This window comes from Leptospiraceae bacterium (assembly GCA_024233835.1).
Lineage (GTDB): Bacteria > Spirochaetota > Leptospiria > Leptospirales > Leptospiraceae > JACKPC01.
In genome coordinates this window covers 1,384,279-1,405,144 of the sequence record JACKPC010000001.1, presented here as the reverse complement: position 1 = coordinate 1,405,144, position 20,866 = coordinate 1,384,279, and the positions used below count along the sequence as shown (strand labels likewise).

9 protein-coding genes are annotated in these 20,866 nt (G+C 37.8%); 2 read left to right on the top strand and 7 right to left on the bottom strand.

What is annotated here, in order from left to right:
* Positions 1 to 100: 100 nt before the first annotated feature.
* From H7A25_06370 to H7A25_06345, 6 genes are all read right to left on the bottom strand, one after another.
* The gene (locus H7A25_06370) at positions 101 to 1,888 is read right to left on the bottom strand and encodes an AAA family ATPase (GenBank protein MCP5499509.1); all 1,788 of its coding nucleotides are present in this window, start codon (positions 1,886 to 1,888) and stop codon (positions 101 to 103) included.
* A 118-nt stretch (positions 1,889 to 2,006) separates the two neighbouring features.
* Positions 2,007 to 3,794, bottom strand: a complete 1,788-nt coding sequence (locus tag H7A25_06365; protein MCP5499508.1) for an AAA family ATPase — start codon at positions 3,792 to 3,794, stop codon at positions 2,007 to 2,009.
* 34 nt (positions 3,795 to 3,828) lie between these two features.
* Positions 3,829 to 5,622 (bottom strand): AAA family ATPase, encoded by a 1,794-nt coding sequence (locus H7A25_06360; protein MCP5499507.1) that lies wholly within the window; start codon positions 5,620 to 5,622, stop codon positions 3,829 to 3,831.
* 34 nt (positions 5,623 to 5,656) lie between these two features.
* A complete protein-coding gene (locus H7A25_06355) occupies positions 5,657 to 7,450 on the bottom strand; it encodes an AAA family ATPase (protein MCP5499506.1) in 1,794 nt (597 codons plus the stop codon).
* Positions 7,451 to 7,484: 34 nt separating this feature from the next.
* Positions 7,485 to 9,278: an AAA family ATPase gene (locus H7A25_06350; GenBank protein ID MCP5499505.1), complete on the bottom strand. Its 1,794-nt coding sequence runs from the start codon at positions 9,276 to 9,278 to the stop codon at positions 7,485 to 7,487.
* A 221-nt stretch (positions 9,279 to 9,499) separates the two neighbouring features.
* Entirely contained in the window at positions 9,500 to 14,335 is a 4,836-nt protein-coding gene (locus H7A25_06345) for a tetratricopeptide repeat protein (GenBank protein ID MCP5499504.1), read from the bottom strand.
* A 365-nt stretch (positions 14,336 to 14,700) separates the two neighbouring features.
* Here H7A25_06345 and H7A25_06340 point away from each other — a divergent pair, with 365 nt between their 5' ends.
* Both H7A25_06340 and H7A25_06335 read left to right on the top strand, forming a co-directional pair.
* Entirely contained in the window at positions 14,701 to 16,527 is a 1,827-nt protein-coding gene (locus H7A25_06340; GenBank protein ID MCP5499503.1) for an Ig-like domain-containing protein, read from the top strand.
* Positions 16,528 to 16,671: 144 nt separating this feature from the next.
* A complete protein-coding gene (locus H7A25_06335) occupies positions 16,672 to 17,592 on the top strand; it encodes a hypothetical protein (protein MCP5499502.1) in 921 nt (306 codons plus the stop codon).
* A gap of 11 nt (positions 17,593 to 17,603) precedes the next feature.
* Here the strand turns inward: H7A25_06335 and H7A25_06330 are convergent, their stop codons facing one another.
* On the bottom strand, positions 17,604 to 20,861 hold the full coding sequence (locus H7A25_06330; GenBank protein ID MCP5499501.1) for an NACHT domain-containing protein: 3,258 nt from the start codon (positions 20,859 to 20,861) through the stop codon (positions 17,604 to 17,606).
* Between the last annotated feature and the right edge of the window lie 5 nt (positions 20,862 to 20,866).

Below are 20,866 nucleotides of genomic sequence, written 5' to 3'. Positions count from 1 at the left end.
ATTTTTAATGCTAAGTTAATTTCTCAAATTTCATCTTTCTTACTTTTTCTACTTTCTCGATAGGTACAGAAAACGAATTATGGAAAAACACCCTTCCCTTCTATTTTACCACAACCCTGTCAAAACCAATGAACACAATACTTAAGGGGTGTATTTCAAAATCACTCATATCTTTAAAAAAGGGATTATGGTTAAGAAATCTCTTCTCCAAACGTTCTTTGTAGATGGACAGTTGTTCATTAGCTTCTTTCAGTTTTGCCTGAATTAGAGGAAGGTTTTCCAGCTCTTCATAAGAAAGTTCTTTTATTTCTTTCTGTGTAAGTTCCAATTCTGAGAGTTTAATAAACTTGAACTCGATTAATATATCTTTTAAACCATATTTCTTTCGAGTATCTCCGCGACCGAGGTAGAAAAGGTCGCAATAGCCACGTAAGATTTCCTTTTCGCTGTCTATGATATACAGCTCTTCCCGCATCATCAGGGAGAGAAACATTATTTTCATAGAAAGTTCATTGGCCTGGATATAGTCACGGTTGGATAGGTAAGGTAATACCGTTTTCTCTAAAAAGGTTTGTAATTCAGACAGGTTTAGATCTATGAAGAAAGATTTGTGAATCTGATTGGCATCCAGCTTCGGAGGAAAACAGGCTGCACGAATTCTATCATAATAAAAACGACGAGAAACAATATTAGGAATTTTCAGAATAATATTAAAAGCATCTACTCCAGCAAAGGTTAAGATGCCATGATAAAACAAATACGACCAGAGAAAGTTATCCGCCTGTTCGTCCATAGTAAGGAGTTCTTTCAGTTTAAATTCTTCGACTATATGTGAAATGCTTACCTTTTCTTCATTTTCTAAAAGAGCAAATACCTTGTTATGCACGGAGCTTAGCTTTGTAATGTGCTCCAACTTATTGATGTCCATATCGAGGTTCTTATCAAAAAACTTTTTAGGAATTTTACGTTCTTTTAATAGGGCCTGAAGATAAAACAAGGTCAGGGTCGGGTTATAAATATGCTCTTCGCTTTCCTCATGAAAAATATAGCCATCATAATAGTATCTCATCTGAGAAAGAATTTCTTCTTTTTTAGGCATCAGATCAATTTCTTCTAAGACCCTTTCGAGCATGGCTTCTACTTCCTCTTCCGTAAAACCCATCAAGGAATTAAACTCTTCTTTAAAAGTGATGTGGGTAGCAATATTATAGGCACTGGAAAGATCAGTTAGAGTGATGGGTGTAACTCCTGTCACAAAGGTTCTATCAATAGCACCTATGTTTCCGGCTTTCAGAACTTTGAAGAAGGATTTCAGAAAGCCATCCCCTGTAACCAGATCCGAATAGTCTTTCGACCTATTGGTGCTGATGAGTTCGTTGGTAAAATTATCATACTCATCTATTAGAACATATAACTTGTGACCGGATAGTTTTACAGAACTTAAAAGTTGATCCAGGGAATGATTTGCTTTTTTGGAACTGAAATCAATTGAATAATCAATCAGGAAATCTTTATAAGTTATCAAAAACTCACGAATAATATTTGTTATATAATCATTAAAACTACTCTCAATCTCTTCTACTGTTTTGCCCGGTTGAATCTTCGAAAAATCGAGCCTCAGGATAAGATAAGAGTTTCGCCTTGATGTTGGATGTTTCCCTACGTGAAGATTTCCGAACAAGTCCTCAAAACGGTTTTTCTTTAGAATATCGTAATAACTGGCCAGGGTATCGAGCCAGAGAGTTTTTCCCATACGCCTTGGTCGAACACAGAAAAGGGTGCTGTTCGAGTTTTCGCATTTCTCTATAAAGGCCGTCCTATCCTGATAGAAATAGCCACCTGTGATAATTTTATCAAAGTCCATGATACCGTAGGGAAACTTTATCATAATAGAACTCATTTCAACCTTTGGATTTTATGAGTCAAGTAGATTTGGAAGTGTTGAAAAAAAGAAAAGATGGTTTCAGGTTTCAAGAGTTGATAAGCACTTCTCCGAACTCTTCCCTTTATTTCACCACTACCCTGTCAAAACCAATAAACACAATACTTAAGGGGTGAATTTTAAAATCACTCATATCTTTGAAAAAGGGATTATGGTTAAGAAATCTCTTCTCCAAACGTTCTTTGTAGATGGATAGTTGTTCTTTGGCTTCTTTCAGTTTTGCCTGAATTAGAGGAAGGTTTTCCAGTTCTTCATAAGAAAGATCTTTTATTTCTTTCTGTGTGACTTCCAATTCTGAGAGTTTAATAAATTTGAACTCGATTAATATATCTTTCAAACCATATTTCTTCCGAGTGTCTCCGCGACCGAGGTAGAAAAGGTCACAATAACCACGTAAGATCTCCTTTTCGCTGTCTATAATATACAGGTCTTCCCGCATCATGAGAGAGAGAAACATTATTTTCATAGAAAGTTCATTGGCCTGGATATAGTCACGGTTGGATAAATAAGGCAATACCGTTTTTTCTAAAAAGAATTGTAATTCAGAAAGGTTTAGATCTATGAAGAAAGATTTGTGAATCTGGTTGGCATCCAGCTTTGAAGGAAAACAGGCGGCACGAATTCTATCATAATAAAAACGGCGAGAAACAATATTGGGAATTTTCAGAAGAATATTAAAAGCATCTACTCCACCAAAAGTTAAGATGCCATGATAAAACAAATACGACCAGAGAAAGTTATCAGCCTGTTCATCCATAGTAAGGAGTTCTTTCAGTTTAAATTCTTCTACTATATGTGAAATGCTTACCTTTTCCTCGTTTTCTAAAAGAGCAAATACTTTGTCGTGAACAGAACTTAGCTTTGTAATGTGCTCCAACTTATTGATGTCCATATCAAGGTTCCTGTCCAGAAGTTGTTGTGGTATATCTTTTTCCTCCAATAAATTATTCAGAAAATACATGGTCAGGGTGGGATTGTAAATATGCTCTTTAGCTCTTCTGCTAAAAGTATAACCGTCATAATAATATTTCATAAGAGATAAGATTTCTTTTTTCTTGGTTATCAGGCCAATTTCTTCTAAGACCATTTCGAGCATGGCTTCTACTTCCTCTTTCGTAAAACCCAATAAGGAATTAAACTCTTCTTTAAAAGTGATGTGGGTAGCGATATTATAGGCACTCGAAAGATCGGTTAGAGTGATGGGCGTGACTCCTGTCACAAAGGTTCTATCAATGGCACCTATGTTACCGGCTTTCAGAACTTTGAAGAAGGATTTTAGAAAGCCATCCCCTGTAACTAAGTCCGAATAGTCTTTCGACCTGTTGGTGCTGATGAGTTCGTTGGTAAAATTATCATACTCATCTATTAGAACATATAACTTGTGGCCGGATGATTCGACGTAATTACATAAACTATCGAGAGAACCTGTACAGCTATCTTTATATAGATCTAATTTATCTGATTCAATAAAATCTCTGTAATCTTCTGAAAACTTCTTAATTGTTCTGTAAATATAATCATTAAAACTACTCTCGATTTCTTCTACTGTTTTGCCCGGTTGGATCTTCGAAAAATCGAGCCTCAGGATAAGATAAGAGTTTCGCCTTGATGTTGGATGTTTCCCTACGTGAAGATTTCCGAACAAGTCCTCAAAACGGTCTTTTTTGAGAATATCGTAATAACTGGCCAGGGTATCGAGCCAGAGAGTCTTTCCCATGCGCCTTGGCCGAACACAGAAGAGAGTCTTGGCTGTATTTTCGCATTTCTCTATAAAGGCCGTCCTATCCTGATAGAAATAACCTTCTGTGATTATGTCAGAAAAATCCATGATACCGTAGGGAAACTTTATCATAATAGAACTCATTTCAAGGTTTATATTCAGTAAGTCAAGCGGGTTTTACTACTACCCTGTCAAAACCAATGAACACAATACTTAAGGGGTGAATTTTAAAATCACTCATATCTTTGAAAAAGGGATTATGGTTAAGAAATCTCTTCTCCAAACGTTCTTTGTAGATGGATAGCTGTTCTTTGGCTTCTTTCAGTTTTGCCTGAATTAGAGGAAGGTTTTCCAGTTCTTCATAAGAAAGTTCTTTTATTTCTTTCTGTGTGACTTCCAATTCTGAGAGTTTAATAAATTTGAACTCGATTAATATATCTTTTAAACCATATTTCTTTCGAGTATCTCCGCGACCGAGGTAGAAAAGGTCACAATAACCACGTAAGATTTCTTTTTCACTGTCTATGATATACAGGTCATCCCGCATCATGAGAGAGAGAAACATTATTTTCATAGACAGTTCATTGGCCTGAATGTAGTCACGGTTAGATAAATAAGGCAGTACCGTTTTTTCTAAAAAGGATTGTAATTCAGAAAGATTTAAATCCAGAAAAAACTTCTCCTGCATTTCAGATATATCTAGTTTCTTCGGAAGGATACTATAACGAATTCTATCATAATAGAAATGTCTGGAGACTGTATTCGGTATTTTTAATTGGACCCTTGTTCTATCTATTCCACCAAAGGTTAAGATGCCATGATAAAACAAATACGACCAGAGAAAGTTATCAGCCTGTTCGTCCATAGTAAGGAGTTCTTTCAGTTTAAATTCTTCTACTATATGTGAAATGCTTACCTTTTCCTCGTTTTCTAAAAGAGCAAATACCTTGTTATGCACGGAGCTTAGCTTTGTAATGTGCTCCAACTTATTGATGTCCATATCAAGGTTCCTGTCCAGAAGTTGTTGTGGTATATCTTTTTCCTCCAATAAATTATTCAGAAAATACATGGTCAGGGTGGGATTGTAAATATGCTCTTTAGCTCTTCTGCTAAAAGTATAACCGTCATAATAATATTTCATAAGAGATAAGATTTCTTTTTTCTTGGTTATCAGGCCAATTTCTTCTAAGACCATTTCGAGCATGGCTTCTACTTCCTCTTTCGTAAAACCCAATAAGGAATTAAACTCTTCTTTAAAAGTGATGTGGGTAGCGATATTATAGGCACTCGAAAGATCGGTTAGAGTGATGGGCGTGACTCCTGTCACAAAGGTTCTATCAATGGCACCTATGTTACCGGCTTTCAGAACTTTGAAGAAGGATTTTAGAAAGCCATCCCCTGTAACTAAGTCCGAATAGTCTTTCGACCTGTTGGTGCTGATGAGTTCGTTGGTAAAATTATCATACTCATCTATTAGAACATATAACTTGTGGCCGGATGATTCGACGTAATTACATAAACTATCGAGAGAACCTGTACAGCTATCTTTATATAGATCTAATTTATCTGATTCAATAAAATCTCTGTAATCTTCTGAAAACTTCTTAATTGTTCTGTAAATATAATCATTAAAACTACTCTCGATTTCTTCTACTGTTTTGCCCGGTTGGATCTTCGAAAAATCGAGCCTCAGGATAAGATAAGAGTTTCGCCTTGATGTTGGATGTTTCCCTACGTGAAGATTTCCGAACAAGTCCTCAAAACGGTCTTTTTTGAGAATATCGTAATAACTGGCCAGGGTATCGAGCCAGAGAGTCTTTCCCATGCGCCTTGGCCGAACACAGAAGAGAGTCTTGGCTGTATTTTCGCATTTCTCTATAAAGGCCGTCCTATCCTGATAGAAATAACCTTCTGTGATTATGTCAGAAAAATCCATGATACCGTAGGGAAACTTTATCATAATAGAACTCATTTCAAGGTTTATATTCAGTAAGTCAAGCGGGTTTTACTACTACCCTGTCAAAACCAATGAACACAATACTTAAGGGGTGAATTTCAAAATCACTCATATCTTTAAAAAAGGGATTATGGTTAAGAAATCTCTTCTCCAAACGTTCTTTGTAGATGGATAGCTGTTCTTTGGCTTCTTTCAGTTTTGCCTGAATTAGAGGAAGGTTTTCCAGTTCTTCATAAGAAAGTTCTTTTATTTCTTTCTGTGTGACTTCCAATTCTGAGAGTTTAATAAATTTGAACTCGATTAATATATCTTTTAAACCATATTTCTTTCGAGTATCTCCGCGACCGAGGTAGAAAAGGTCACAATAACCACGTAAGATTTCCTTTTCGCTGTCTATGATATACAGGTCATCCCGCATCATGAGAGAGAGAAACATTATTTTCATAGAAAGTTCATTGGCCTGGATATAGTCACGGTTGGATAGGTAAGGTAATACCGTTTTCTCTAAAAAGGTTTGTAATTCAGACAGGTTTAGATCTATGAAGAAAGATTTGTGAATCTGATTGGCATCCAGCTTCGGAGGAAAACAGGCTGCACGAATTCTATCATAATAAAAACGACGAGAAACAATATTAGGAATTTTCAGAATAATATTAAAAGCATCTACTCCAGCAAAGGTTAAGATGCCATGATAAAACAAATACGACCAGAGAAAGTTATCCGCCTGTTCATCCATAGTAAGGAGTTCTTTCAGTTTAAATTCTTCTACTATATGTGAAATGCTTACCTTTTCCTCGTTTTCTAAAAGAGCAAATACTTTGTCATGCACGGAACTTAGCTTTGTAATGTGCTCCAACTTATTGATGTCCATATCGAGGTTCTTATCAAAAAACTTTTTAGGAATTTTACGTTCTTTTAATAGGGCCTGAAGATAAAACAAGGTCAGGGTCGGGTTATAAATATGCTCTTCGCTTTCCTCATGAAAAATATAGCCATCATAATAGTATCTCATCTGAGAAAGAATTTCTTCTTTTTTAGCCATCAGATCAATTTCTTCTAAGACCCTTTCGAGCATGGCTTCTACTTCCTCTTCCGTAAAACCCAATAAGGAATTAAACTCTTCTTTAAAAGTGATGTGGGTAGCAATATTATAGGCACTCGAAAGGTCAGTTAGAGTGATGGGCGTAACTCCTGTCACAAAGGTTCTATCAATAGCACCTATGTTTCCGGCTTTCAGAACTTTGAAGAAGGATTTCAGAAAGCCATCCCCTGTAACCAGATCCGAATAGTCTTTCGACCTGTTGGTGCTGATGAGTTCGTTGGTAAAATTATCATACTCATCTATTAGAACATATAACTTGTGACCGGATAGTTTTACAGAGCTTAAAAGTTGATCCAGAGAATGATTTGCCTTTTTGGAACTGAAATCAATTGAATAATCAATCAGGAAATCTTTATAATTTATCAAAAACTCACGAGTAATATTTGTTATATAATCATTAAAACTACTCTCGATTTCTTCTACTGTTTTGCCCGGTTGAATCTTCGAAAAATCGAGCCTCAGGATAAGATAAGAGTTTCGCCTGGGTGTTGGGTTTTTCCCGATATAAAGACTTCCGAACAAGTCATCAAAACGGTCTTTTTTGAGAATGTCGTAATAACTGGCCAGGGTATCGAGCCAGAGAGTTTTTCCCATACGCCTTGGTCGAACACAGAAGAGAGTCTTGGCTGTATTTTCGCATTTCTCTATAAAGGCCGTCCTGTCCTGATAGAAATAAGCTTCTGTGATTATGTCAGAAAAATCCATGATACCGTAGGGAAACTTTATCATAATAGAACTCATTTCAAGGTTTATATTCAGTAAGTCAAGCGGGTTTTACTACTACCCTGTCAAAACCAATAAACACAATACTTAAGGGGTGAATTTTAAAATCACTCATATCTTTGAAAAAGGGATTATGGTTAAGAAATCTCTTCTCCAAACGTTCTTTGTAAATGGATAGTTGTTCTCTGGCTTCTTTCAGTTTTGTCTGAATTAGTGGAAGGTTTTCCAGTTCTTCATAAGAAAGTTCTTTTATTTCTTTCTGTGTGACTTCCAATTCTGAGAGTTTAATAAATTTGAACTCGATTAATATATCTTTTAAACCATATTTCTTTCGAGTATCTCCGCGACCGAGGTAGAAAAGGTCGCAATAGCCACGTAAGATTTCTTTTTCACTGTCTATGATATACAGGTCATCCCGCATCATGAGAGAGAGAAACATTATTTTCATAGACAGTTCATTGGCCTGAATGTAGTCACGGTTAGATAAATAAGGCAGTACCGTTTTTTCTAAAAAGGATTGTAATTCAGAAAGATTTAAATCCAGAAAAAACTTCTCCTGCATTTCAGATATATCTAATTTCTTCGGCAAAATGCTATAACGAATTCTATCATAATAGAAATGTCTGGATACTGTATTCGGTATTTTTAATTGGACCCTTGTTCTATCTATTCCACCAAAGGTTAAGATGCCATGATAAAACAAATACGACCAGAGAAAGTTATCCGCCTGTTCATCCATAGTAAGGAGTTCTTTCAGTTTAAATTCTTCTACTATATGTGAAATGCTTACCTTTTCCTCGTTTTCTAAAAGAGCAAATACTTTGTCATGCACGGAACTTAGCTTTGTAATGTGCTCCAACTTATTGATGTCCATATCGAGGTTCTTATCAAAAAACTTTTTAGGAATTTTACGTTCTTTTAATAGGGCCTGAAGATAAAACAAGGTCAGGGTCGGGTTATAAATATGCTCCTCACTTTCCTCATGAAAAATATAGCCATCATAATAGTATCTCATCTGAGAAAGAATTTCTTCTTTTTTAGCCATCAGATCAATTTCTTCTAAGACCCTTTCGAGCATGGCTTCTACTTCCTCTTCCGTAAAACCCAATAAGGAATTAAACTCTTCTTTAAAAGTGATGTGGGTAGCAATATTATAGGCACTCGAAAGGTCAGTTAGAGTGATGGGCGTAACTCCTGTCACAAAGGTTCTATCAATAGCACCTATGTTACCGGCTTTCAGAACTTTGAAGAAGGATTTCAGAAAGCCATCCCCTGTAACCAGATCCGAATAGTCTTTCGACCTGTTGGTGCTGATGAGTTCGTTGGTAAAATTATCATACTCATCTATTAGAACATATAACTTGTGACCGGATAGTTTTACAGAGCTTAAAAGTTGATCCAGAGAATGATTTGCCTTTTTGGAACTGAAATCAATTGAATAATCAATCAGGAAATCTTTATAATTTATCAAAAACTCACGAGTAATATTTGTTATATAATCATTAAAACTACTCTCGATTTCTTCTACTGTTTTGCCCGGTTGAATCTTCGAAAAATCGAGCCTCAGGATAAGATAAGAGTTTCGCCTGGGTGTTGGGTTTTTCCCGATATAAAGACTTCCGAACAAGTCATCAAAACGGTCTTTTTTGAGAATGTCGTAATAACTGGCCAGGGTATCGAGCCAGAGAGTCTTTCCCATACGCCTTGGTCGAACACAGAAGAGAGTCTTGGCTGTATTTTCACATTTCTCTATAAAGGCCGTCCTGTCCTGATAGAAATAAGCTTCTGTAATTATGTCAGAAAAATCCATGATACCGTAGGGAAACTTTATCATAATAGAACTCATTTCAACCTCTGGATTTTATGAGTCAAGTAGATTTGGAAGTGCGTGAAAAAAGATCGGATACAGAAATACAGAGTCAGGGTAACAGAGTTTCTTTCCTGAATCACAGAGTGCTATTTATTTTCTATCATCCAAGTTATTTCTTACAGCCTGTTATATAGATCTACTTCATCAGGATGTATTTTTACATTAAAAAATATATCAACACTAAATCATTCTTCATTCCCTTCTATAACAGATTGAATCCAATTCTTCATTTCTTCTATCCCCGGTATATGATAGCCTTTTTTTTCCAAAGCTATAATCGTTTCATAAGCTTCTTTTAAATATTCTATTGCTTTTGATTCATCATCTTCCAGTTGAGCAATACTTATTAAAGGAAAAATTATACTTTGCTTATAGTTGTAATTTTCGGGAAATTTTTCAACCAGTGCTCGGCTATAATTTATAGATTTTTCAATTACTTCTCTGGCTTTTTCTGTTTCTTCTTTTTCTAAGTAATCATTGCCAAGCATAGAATAAGCATTCGAAAGCATCATCAAAACATCCGGATTATCTGCTTGAATTTTATGAACTTCCAAAAGATTTTTAATAGCCTTATGTATATATTTTCTCTGTTCACCCGTTTCTAAATTACCAGATAATACAGCTAAGAGAAAATTAGACTTTCCTAATCCATTTAGCACTTGTATATCGATTGTGCCATATTCTTCCTTTAGTTTCTCCCATAAGGAAAGGGCTTCCAGAGAATAACTGAAAATTTTATCAGAATCCTGTTCTTCAGAATCCATCATAGAGACCGTAACAAGACCCTGTAGCACTTCCGCCTTGAGTTTTGTAAAAAATATAGATACATCTATAACATCCACATTTATAAGCGATAAAGCTTTTTCATAACTACTTTTTGCTTTTCCTACATCTCCTTTGAAGATCAAGATATTACCTTTCTTAATTAAACTATGAACAATGTCTCTTTTATACTGAGTGTTATTGGGTTCGGAGTTTGATAATTGTTCTGCAATCAGTAGAGATTCGGTGTAATACTCCAGAGCTTTATCGGTCTCTCCCCTCGATACATACACATCAGCAATTCTGTCATAAGAAACCGAAATGTCTCTTTTATACTGAGTGTTATTGGGCTCCGAGTTTGATAATTGTTCTGCAATCTGTAGAGATTCGGTGTAATACTCCAGAGCTTTATCGGTCTCTCCCCTCGATACATATATATCTGCAATGTTATTAAAGGAAACCGAAATGTCTCTTTTATACAGACTGTTATTGGGTTCGGACTTGGATAATTGTTCTGCAATCAGTAGAGATTCGGTGTAATACTCCAGAGCTTTATCGGTCTCTCCCCTCGATACATACACATCAGCAATCTTATTTAAATAAATCGAAATGTCTCTTTTATACTGAGTGTTATTGGGTTCCGAGTTTGATAATTGTTCTGCAATCAGTAGAGATTCGGTGTAATACTCCAGAGCTTTATCGGTCTCTCCCCTCGATACATACACATCAGCAATCTTATTTAAATAAATCGAAATGTCTCTTTTATACTGAGTGTTATTGGGTTCGGACTTGGATAATTGTTCTGCAATCAGTAGAGATTCGGTGAAATGTTTCAGAGCTTTATCGGTCTCTCCCCTCGATACATACACATCAGCAAGTCTGTCATAAGAAACCGAAATGTCTCTTTTGTACTGAGTGTTATTGGGTTCGGACTTGGATAATTGTTCTGCAATCAGTAGAGATTCGGTGAAATGTTTCAGAGCTTTATCGGTCTCTCCCCTCGATACATACACATCAGCAAGTCTGTTATAAGAAACCGAAATGTCTCTTTTATACAGACTGTTATTGGGTTCGGAGTTTGATAATTGTTCTGCAATCAGTAGAGATTCGGTGAAATGTTTCAGAGCTTTATCGGTCTCTCCCCTCGATACATACACATCAGCAATTCTGTCATAAGAAACCGAAATGTCTCTTTTATACTGAGTGTTATTGGGTTCGGACTTGGATAAAGCCTGTATCAATTCCAAATTTAAGAAATGAAGAGAAGCATTCCAGGTTGTATCATAGCCCTTGTTTTTCTTTTTCTCGATTATCTCAGTCAAAAACAGGAAGTAGCGATAACTAAAGATAGCCGGAATCTGACTTTTTAAAAAAGTCAGCATAAATTCAGTTTCATTATAAGGCTGATTCTCCATCATCCAATAAACCATGGCTTTCAGGGGCTTTTTCCAGAGTCTGTATTCTTCCTCTTCCATAGAAAAAATTTCGGCAAAAATAGTATCGAATTTCTCTTGATAACTTTTCTCGGATTGTGCCCATTCGTAGAGGTGTAAACCGAGGTAATTCTTACAGTAGAGAAAGTGAACTCTCTCCTCCTCGTTTTCTGCATAGTCTCTGTACTGCTTAAGATACCGAAAAAAAGTTGCCCGGAAATCTCGAAGACCTCCTTTTCCCTGATACTTTTCTTCCAGGTATCTTTCATAGCTTCGGTGAAAGATTCGAAAGTTTTGATTTTCATCGTATTCGAGGACTTCCCGGATAACAGGAAGAATGTCGTCCTTTAAAACATCTATCAGGTCGGCCTCTATATCCGTATGATACTCTCTTTCCAATTCCTCGTATAAAATTCGGGCCAGATGTGCAGCCGAAAGATAGTCCTTTGCCAGCACCAGACAAAACAGAACCTGTTTTACAATTTTATTTTTGGATTTTACCAGCTCATCATAATAATCAAATAATTCCCTTTCAAAACCTTCTTTGGAAAAGCTATGCAGCCTCTCTTTCAGTTCCTCCCGCCTCATCTTGGCTGCCCGGCCTTTTTCAGCTACTAAAAGCCTGCGGATAAATTCTACATAAATGGGGTAACCACCGGTTTTTTCATGGAGTAATGCGGCTTCCTCTTCTGTCAGTTCCGGACTCACCTTCCATTCCTGAAAGAGAGCCCGAATATCATCTTTGGAAAACTCTGCCAGCTTATAGGTTTCTGAGCGAAAGAACTGCCTCTGCTCATTATAAAAGCTTTCCCAGCGCGGATTTTGGGGTCTACTCGATAAAATATACTGAAACCGCCCCGGCAGACGGTTGGTCAGGACATAGTGTTCGAGTTCTATAAAATTCCTGTCGAGAGCATCGACTAAGAAAACGACCTGTTGCTTTTTTTGTTCCAGCTCAGGATAAATTTCGTGGCAGAGCCGGATAAAACGGTCGGTGCTTTTTTCTTCCGGTGCTTTATCCACTTTATGAAACGCAGCACAGAGGATTTGGACAAAATAATCGGCTATGTCCTGAAAATTAAGCTCGATGTTTTGTTCTTCTTTTGTCTTCAGTGCCCTGTTGGTTTCTCTTTCTTTTACTTTTGCCTTGTCTTTATCATCAAAAAATACCGGGATGCAAAACACGTTTCCCGGTAATTCACTTTCCGGGATATTATCGTTCAGAGCATCACAGATATAAGCCAGAAAGGAGGATTTCCCCATTCCCGGTGATGATTCGATATAAAGGATTTGCTTATCCGAGTGTAAGAAATCCTTAACTTTTTGTAAGTTATCAGAAAGAGCTATATGGTGATAACGTTTCCTTTCTAAAAGAGCCATCATGGAATCACCGATATGCAGCCTGTCCGATTTGGATTCCCGATAAATCGAGTCATAGTCCAGTTTATCGGTTAGCTCGATAATGTTTTTTCTACAGGTATCCGCAGCCAGAAGGGAGAAATTCCACTTATCTTGAAAAGCTTCTTCCTTATCCATTTTCAAAAAGGAAAAGTAAAACGAAGACAGAGAAGATAGGTAGTTCTGGTATATAAGCTTTTTCTCAATTCCCAGTTCGGCTAAATCACGAAAGACATAGCCTCGAAGCTTGAAAAAGATAGTAAAGATATAGCTAAGAGCTTCATTACTTATAACAGCCGGATCCGCTGAATTGATTTTTACGAGCCTGCCCCTGTTCAGGGCATCTATCAGCCTTTTAAAGGATTGAAAGAAAACTTCTTTAGAATTTGAGCTTTTACTTAAATAGCTGAAATAATACAAAAACATCTGGGCTTCAAAGCGGCTAAAATCAAAAAGCAGGGGAAGCCAGTTTTCTCCCCTTTCATTCTCTTTATACTGCATTTCAAAAAAGTCAATCAGCATAGGACTGATGATTTCATTCCTATCGCTATCTTCCCCGATAGCCAGTAAGATATTGTTAGGATTCAAATCCTTATGGATAGCCACACCGGAGAGTAAAGCCCTGCAATCGGGAAAAGTACTTAAGAAATTTAGAAAACTCTCATATTCCAGACCGGTATCTAAACAGACTTTTTTCAGTCTTTCGGAGAAAGTTCCATTCGGACTGGCTTTTGTTTTATCGTCTAAAACCTTTAAGTCCGTCTTACCTGCATAAAGCCCGCGAAATGAGTCCTGAGAAGTCCAGTGAGCATTCGGCGTATGATACAGTTTATCCCGCATATCCCGGTAGACAATCCCGGTATGATTCGCGAATACTTTGGCATAAAATTCCAGCATTCTTTCGTTCTGCCCGTATTTATCGAGGATAAACTTGATAGCACTGAAAACCGTGATGGCACTCTTACTCTCGATAGCAGAACGCATGGTTAAAAGAGCCATCCCATTTTCAAAAGCCTGGGCTTTTTGGATGTCCGGAAAGACCGACTCTCCTGATTTTATAACCATTCTAAAGTTTTGAGACTCAATTTCTATATTTTCCTTCTCGTCGTATTTACAAACAACCACTTTGGGAGTGGCTATGTCCCCGCAGATATCGACCTCGCAGCGAAATACAGAAGCAGCGGTCAGGCCGGCTGACATAAAGCGAATCGTAAGTGTAAAACCTCTCTCCGGTTTAAATTCTCGCAGATCTTCCAGCCAGAATTCCTTTAGATTCTCTACAAATTCTTTATAAGCTTCTTTGGAAATCTCTCGAAAAAGATTCTTCTCTACTTTTTCTTTCATGAAGCTTTGGGCTGTAGTGTAGTCTTTTTCTGCCAGTTCCTCGATGGAAAAACGGCTATAGTCAAGAATGATTTCTGAATTCATTACCGGCTCCTGTCATCAGTAAAAGTTATATTCGAGTCTTTGTCTACTGAAAATTACTATGATAATTTTCAATTTTACTTAAATAAACATCCACTAAAAAAATTTTCCTATAAGGAAATGTATAGAGTTCGGGATAAATTATCTAAAAAGCAAGGGAAAATCGATAAACTATCAATCTCTCACAGATTTCCTTTTTGCTCTACTATAAGGAATTGCGAATAAACCAGGGAAGGTGTAGAATAAGCTCAAGGTTGTTTTAAAAAGGATAACATTTACTCTTACTGACTGCCGGTTTAAACCGAAAGTCAGGGAAAGGTTTTTGAACGGTTCTGTTTAAAGCAACAAATAAATTTGGAGAAAAGACCATGAAAAAGTCAATCGTTTTATTGATAGTTCCTTTCTTCTTTTTGAACTGTCCGGGAGAGAAGAAAGAAGATTTGGCAAATACATTTATTCATTCTTGCGTTCTGTCTCAAACGGGACCCTGTGCAAAGCCGGATACAGTAGCACCTAAATTTGCTGGAGTTTTGACTTACAAGGCAGATTCAGCCACGAGCGGAATTCTTACTGTGCCGGAAGTCACGGATGATCTTACAAAGAAAGAAGACATTCGGGAGATAATACTCAAAACTTCCGATGAACCCAAATCGACACAGGAACTCAGGACGCTTATAGAAAAGAATACGATTCTCTCCGGGAAAATGTTTGGAAAAGTTCCTTTAGATAAGCTAAAGCCGGGAGACTACATTACTCTTGTTGCAGAAGACCGGAGTAAGAACCTGAGTTTTATTTCAATCAAAATTCCGTCTTATATTCCACCGGTCGGAGGAGAATCGTATGATGAAACTCCGGTAAAAGGTGGAACAGGCACAGGAACCGGCACAGGAACTGGAACAGGAACAGGAACAGGAACAGGAACAGGAACAGGAACAGGAACCGGAACCGGAACCGGAACCGGAACCGGAACGAATCCACCCGTGGCAAATAATGATACCTACACAATAGCCTATAACAGCTCTGTATCAACGAATATATTAGCAAATGATACACCATCTTCCGGATTGAGTATTGCTTCTGTCAATACAGCCGGACTCAAGGGAAGCTATAACCAGGCAAATGGAATCTTTACCGCACAGGCTAATTTTGCCGGCACCACATCGTTTACCTACACAGTTAAAAATGCAAGCGGTCAGATTTCTAATGTAGCAAACTGCTCGTTTACGATAACCTGTCCCCTGGATAGCCACGAGTCAAATAATACCTGTGTTAAAAACGAGTTAGTCTGTCCCTTAAACACACATGAAGAAAATAACCAGTGTCTGCCGAACACAAAAGCCTGTTCGGGCTCGAACGGAACAGGAACCATGAGCTGGTCTAATGGAAGCTGGGGAAATTGTATATTAGATTCATGTAATACAGGACATTACCTTTCAGGAGGGTTTTGCTACCCCTGGGTCTGCACGCCGAACTCTACTACAAGTTTTTCCTGTTATGTTCCCTACGGAACCGGAAGCTACACAAAAACCTGTAACTCCACCGGCAGTGCCTATAGCAGCCAGACATCCTGTCAGGTACTTAGCTGTGATAGCGGACGTGAAATTGTAAATGGAAGCTGTCAGTTAAAGAAGATTTGCACTCCCGGCTCTACAAAACAGGTAAGCTGTTCTGCGAAATACGCCAGCTCCGCCTATAGAACCGATACCTGTTCTTCCGACGGTATGAGCTGGATAAGCGGTACAAAATGTGTAATCTCTTCCTGCCAGTCCGGCTTATTTCATGATACACTATCAAATAAATGTCAGGACATCAGCGTTACATCAGACTCGACTGTATATGCTTATGAGTCAGTAGAAAATACTATCGCCGGAAGATACTATACAGCAGAAAATGATTACCTGCTTCATGTCCTGGTAGAATTGAAAAAGCTCGATGGTACCGGGGTGAAATGTCCGGGAGTCATTAAGGTCTATGAAACCTCCTGCTACTACAGCACAAGCGATCCGGAATTAGTAGGAAGCTATGTTTCAACTAACTCGTACGGAGCCGGCTCTTTTCCCTATGCTTACTTACGCCCCGGAACAGACGGACAAACCAAGTGCTACAGGTTAAAAACCATAGCCGACGCAAATTCCGTTTGTGAAGGTTCAAAAACGTTCTCAAAATATCCTTTCAAAGTAATAGGAAGGTTTTAAAAAGGTAAGTGAAAACGGGACTGTCTTCTATAGGTTGCCGCTCTTCGATACGGTCTTTGACCTACTCAGGGATCGGCAACTCCAGTTCGATATCCGATGGTGTATCGAAACGACTTTTGAGACAGCCCCTTTTAATGAAATAACATGAAACGACAAATTGAGGAAAACATGATAAATCGAATCAGCATTGGTGCCGGGGTTCTTTTGTTTGTAGGAGACAAATTATTGCTGCAATACAACCGGAGATACGAACGCTATAACATCATCAGCGGACACTATGAAAGAGAACTCGATGATTATTCCATTAAAAATACCTGTATTCGAGAAGTTCAGGAAGAACTTCCGGGCCTGCGTTATTTGATTGATTTCAAACTAAAAACCCTGCATTCAAACCGTATTCTCTGGGAGGCAGAGACCATACGGGATGGAAAAGTATATCAGACCCTATACATCTTCAAGTTTTTCCTGGTAAACTTACTTTTTCGGGAGAAAGATTTTCCAGAACGTCTTTTGGCTTCGGAAAAAGAGGCGGAAGAGTTTTTTACGAAATCAGGTGAGAATATCCTTGTACCCAAAAAAGACCTATATTCGATTTTGAACACAGAGGATTTACCGGAAAGTAAGCTAAGCTATTCCGATAAAACGATTACTATCGGGCTTCCGGTAAAAAAAGCCTGGGAAGTGTACAATAGCAGGCATACAGAGAAACAAGAGGATATGATTTTACAAAAAGAACTTTTACATTCCAAAAGTTTTATGCTGAGTAACCCTGAGCCAGCACTAAGATATAGTAGTATATTAAAAAATTCAGATATTCCTCTAAACAAAGAAGAATGGGTGCAGGACATCCAGAATCAGGGAGGCCTTGTCTGTGTGAATTGGGAACCAGCCCATCCTTATTTTAAGAATAGCCCCTTGCAGGTACTAAAAGATTTACAGGAAACCGGGGTGGATATTATTCTCTACCCGGAAAGAGAAATCACTCAGGAAAATTTGGATTTATTGGAACTCTTTGAGTTTATTTACCTGTGTTCCGACAGAAACTTTTTTAGACTCGGACAATAACTTGCATCTCTTCAAGTTTCCAGTTCTTTTTTCAAGGTTTCATAAAGCTCTAAAAATTCCTGAGGAAGCCTTTCTGCTTCATAAAAAGGCTGTAGGGTTTGTAAGGCTTTACTTAAAAACTCATTTTCTTTTGAGAGAGAAAAAAGCCGGACATAAAAACCGAAGAGAAGTATAGCAGACTTGATGTGTTCCGGTTCCTTTTGCAACAGCGATTCAGCTATCATAAGGGCTTCTTCTGTCTTGATTGTCCCTTTTTCATTCTCACCGGCTTCGTATAGAAGGAAGCTTAAAAAGAAGAGCGAACTCGCATAGTCTCTTTTGAAATCGGTTCTATCGGGTTCTAAGGCTATTAATTCTTTCCTAATATTCAGAGAGTCTTCAAAATAGAACAAAGACCAGCTTGATTTAAAACCAAAGTCCTCAACTCTCTTTCCCATACTTCCCAATAATTCTGCAAATTGATATTTAGCCTGAGAAGATAAACCCCGGGTCTTTAAAGAACTCAGAAGATTCTTAAATATGAATTCCTCTTTCCAGTTCCGGTGTAAAACAATAAAATACCCGGATTCGCCGAGCATTTTCTTCCATATTTTATGCTGTTCTTCCTCCAGGTTAAGAACCGAAAGAAATAAGGTATGCAAGGCCTCTTTGTATCTTTCTCCGTATTTTTCAGCCCATTCGTAGAGATGAACACCGCCAAATTGTATACAATACAGGAAGTCTTTAGTCCCTTCGGGATAATCCGCATAGGATAGTAAATACGCACAGAAGCCTTCGATAACCTTTTCAAGGCTCTGCTTATACTTCTCTCTCAGGAACTCTTCAAAAGTCGGATGAAACAAACGATATCTTCCACTCTCATCCTTCAATACAATTTCGGATATTTTTTGAAGCTCGGATCTTAACTCGTCGAGAGCATCCTCTTCAAATTCCGAAAGCTTTGCTTTGAGAGAATGAAGATTAATCCTATAAAGCTGTTCAATACTCAAGGGAGAATGGGCGAGACTTAATGTTAAAAGGAGCCTTTTCGCTATATCTTTTTCCCCAGACTTAGCCCTGATATTCTCATTAATTTTCAAATAGAACTCATAGAGACCGCTGTAGTCGTCCTCGCTTACATGCAAGTTTTGTAAATCCTCCTTCAAAGTTTCCTTATGTAACTTGGCGGGTTTTCCCTCTTCTTCGAGAAGCATTTCATAGATTACTTTTACCGCAACCTGTAAGCCCCCTGTTCTTTGAAAGATAAGCCTGTATACATCTTCCTCCAGGTTCATTTCGTTTCTTTCAAAGAAATGAATAAGTTCGGTTTCCGAGAAATGCTTTATCTCCATATACTCATGCTTAGTGGATTTTAAAAATTTTCTTAGCTTCTCGTTACCGGGACGGGTACTCACGACCAGCCTGACATCTGAAGGGTAAATATTCGAAATCACATTCTTGAGTTCGAGTCCCTCATATTCATTGATAGCATCAAACCAGAAGATAAGCTGACTCTTATCTTTCAGGTGTTCGTGGTAAACAAGATTCAGTATCTTGAAAAACTTTTTCGATTCGTCTAAAGAGTTTTCCAGTTCCTCAGGCAACCTGACAGGAAAGGCCTCTAAAAGCTTCCTCGAAAATACAGGGTAAATTTCTCTTTCATTACAGAGATTTTTATCACTTCCAAAGAAGAAAGGCAGACAAAACGTATCGACTTCTAAACTCTTTTCCGGGATTTCTGCGTTTAAGAAAAGTGACATATATTTGGAAAGAGACGTTTTTCCGACCCCCGGCACACCTTCAAGAATTAAAAACTGTTTTTCTTTTTTCTTCAAAAAATCTAATATAGCTTCAATCTCATCTTCAGGTGGAAGGTAAGTATCTTTTTCTTCTTCCAAAAAACTCAAAAGCGAATCGTCTATAGAAAGTCTGTCCACTTTTCTCATCCGGAAGAGAGTAAAAAATTTCAAATTACTTAAGCTTTCTAAAGTACGCCTGTGTACAAAAGCAGCCTTTAAAGCAAAATGTCTTTTGATTTCCATGCCGTTCTCACTCGTAAACTTTAAAAAGAAAAACGAGAAGGACATGGCAGCATAGATATAGTTTGCATAGTATTCTTCTATATTTTCATCAGGACAATTTTCTATAACAAACTTTCGCAAGGAATATAAGATTCTAAAAATATACTTGAGAGCATCAGAGTTTAGATTTTCCGGCTTAGAAGACTGAATTGCCCGGTATTCTCCTGAATTCAGCAAGACCATCAGCTTTTCAAACTCGCTTAACAGCAGTCGAAAGGACGCTTCCGTTTTGTCTGTCTCTTCTTCGTAAAGAAAATGAAAGTAATAAAAAACAATCTGGGATTCGAGACGGGCAAAGTCATGCAAAAGGGGACACCAATCATCCTTTGAAACAAACTTAATTTCAAAAAAGTCAATGAGCATGGGCCGAATTTCTGTCTTCTTATTTTTCACAGCGAGTAAAATATTAAAAGGATTTAAGTCCCCGTGGATGGCATGTCCTGTTTCAAGAGGCCGGTAGGAAACCTCCGGGTTTAAAAAGGTTTCATAGATGCTAACATCTTCCCCTAAATATTTACAGCTGGCTTCAAAATAGGACCTGTGTTCGTCCGCCTTCGGGTTTAACTTTTTTAGATTAACCTTGGGATAGTAATACTCATACAGACTTTTACCTTCAACAAAATGAAGCCCGGTTTCAATCCGGTAAAATGTGTGAAATAGACCTTCGTATACCTGTTCAATGGCTTCAGCAATCATGCTTCCCCTGTGAAAGAGATGGTTTCTCTCACTCTTATATTTTTGCCAGAGAAACTCAATCACACTGTAGGAACTATCCGCCCCTGAAGAATCGTTTGCTGATTTCATGGGAAGAATCGCTTTTTTACGGGGAAGCTTTATGATGACTTCGAGACCGGGATAAATTTCTTCTCCTTTATGAACGGTATTCTTAAAATTCTCAATTTCCTTTTCAATGTTCTCTGCCATGTCATATTTCATCACCCTGACATGAGACTCGGCTGTGCCTTCAATCAGGGCTTCACAACGAAAAACAAGAGCCGTTGTCAGACCTTCTCCAAAGAAACGTACACGGTTTTCTAAAACCGCCGAACCTCTGGCAAGTTCATAACTCTCCCAAAAAAATTGCAAGTTATCCCGAAAGTCCCTGTAGGTGTCCCTATCGAGTTTAACACGATTTTTAATTTTCTCATATTCTTCCTCTGTATAATCACAATTCGGAATGATAATTTCTTTTGAATGACTCACCGGCATAGCCC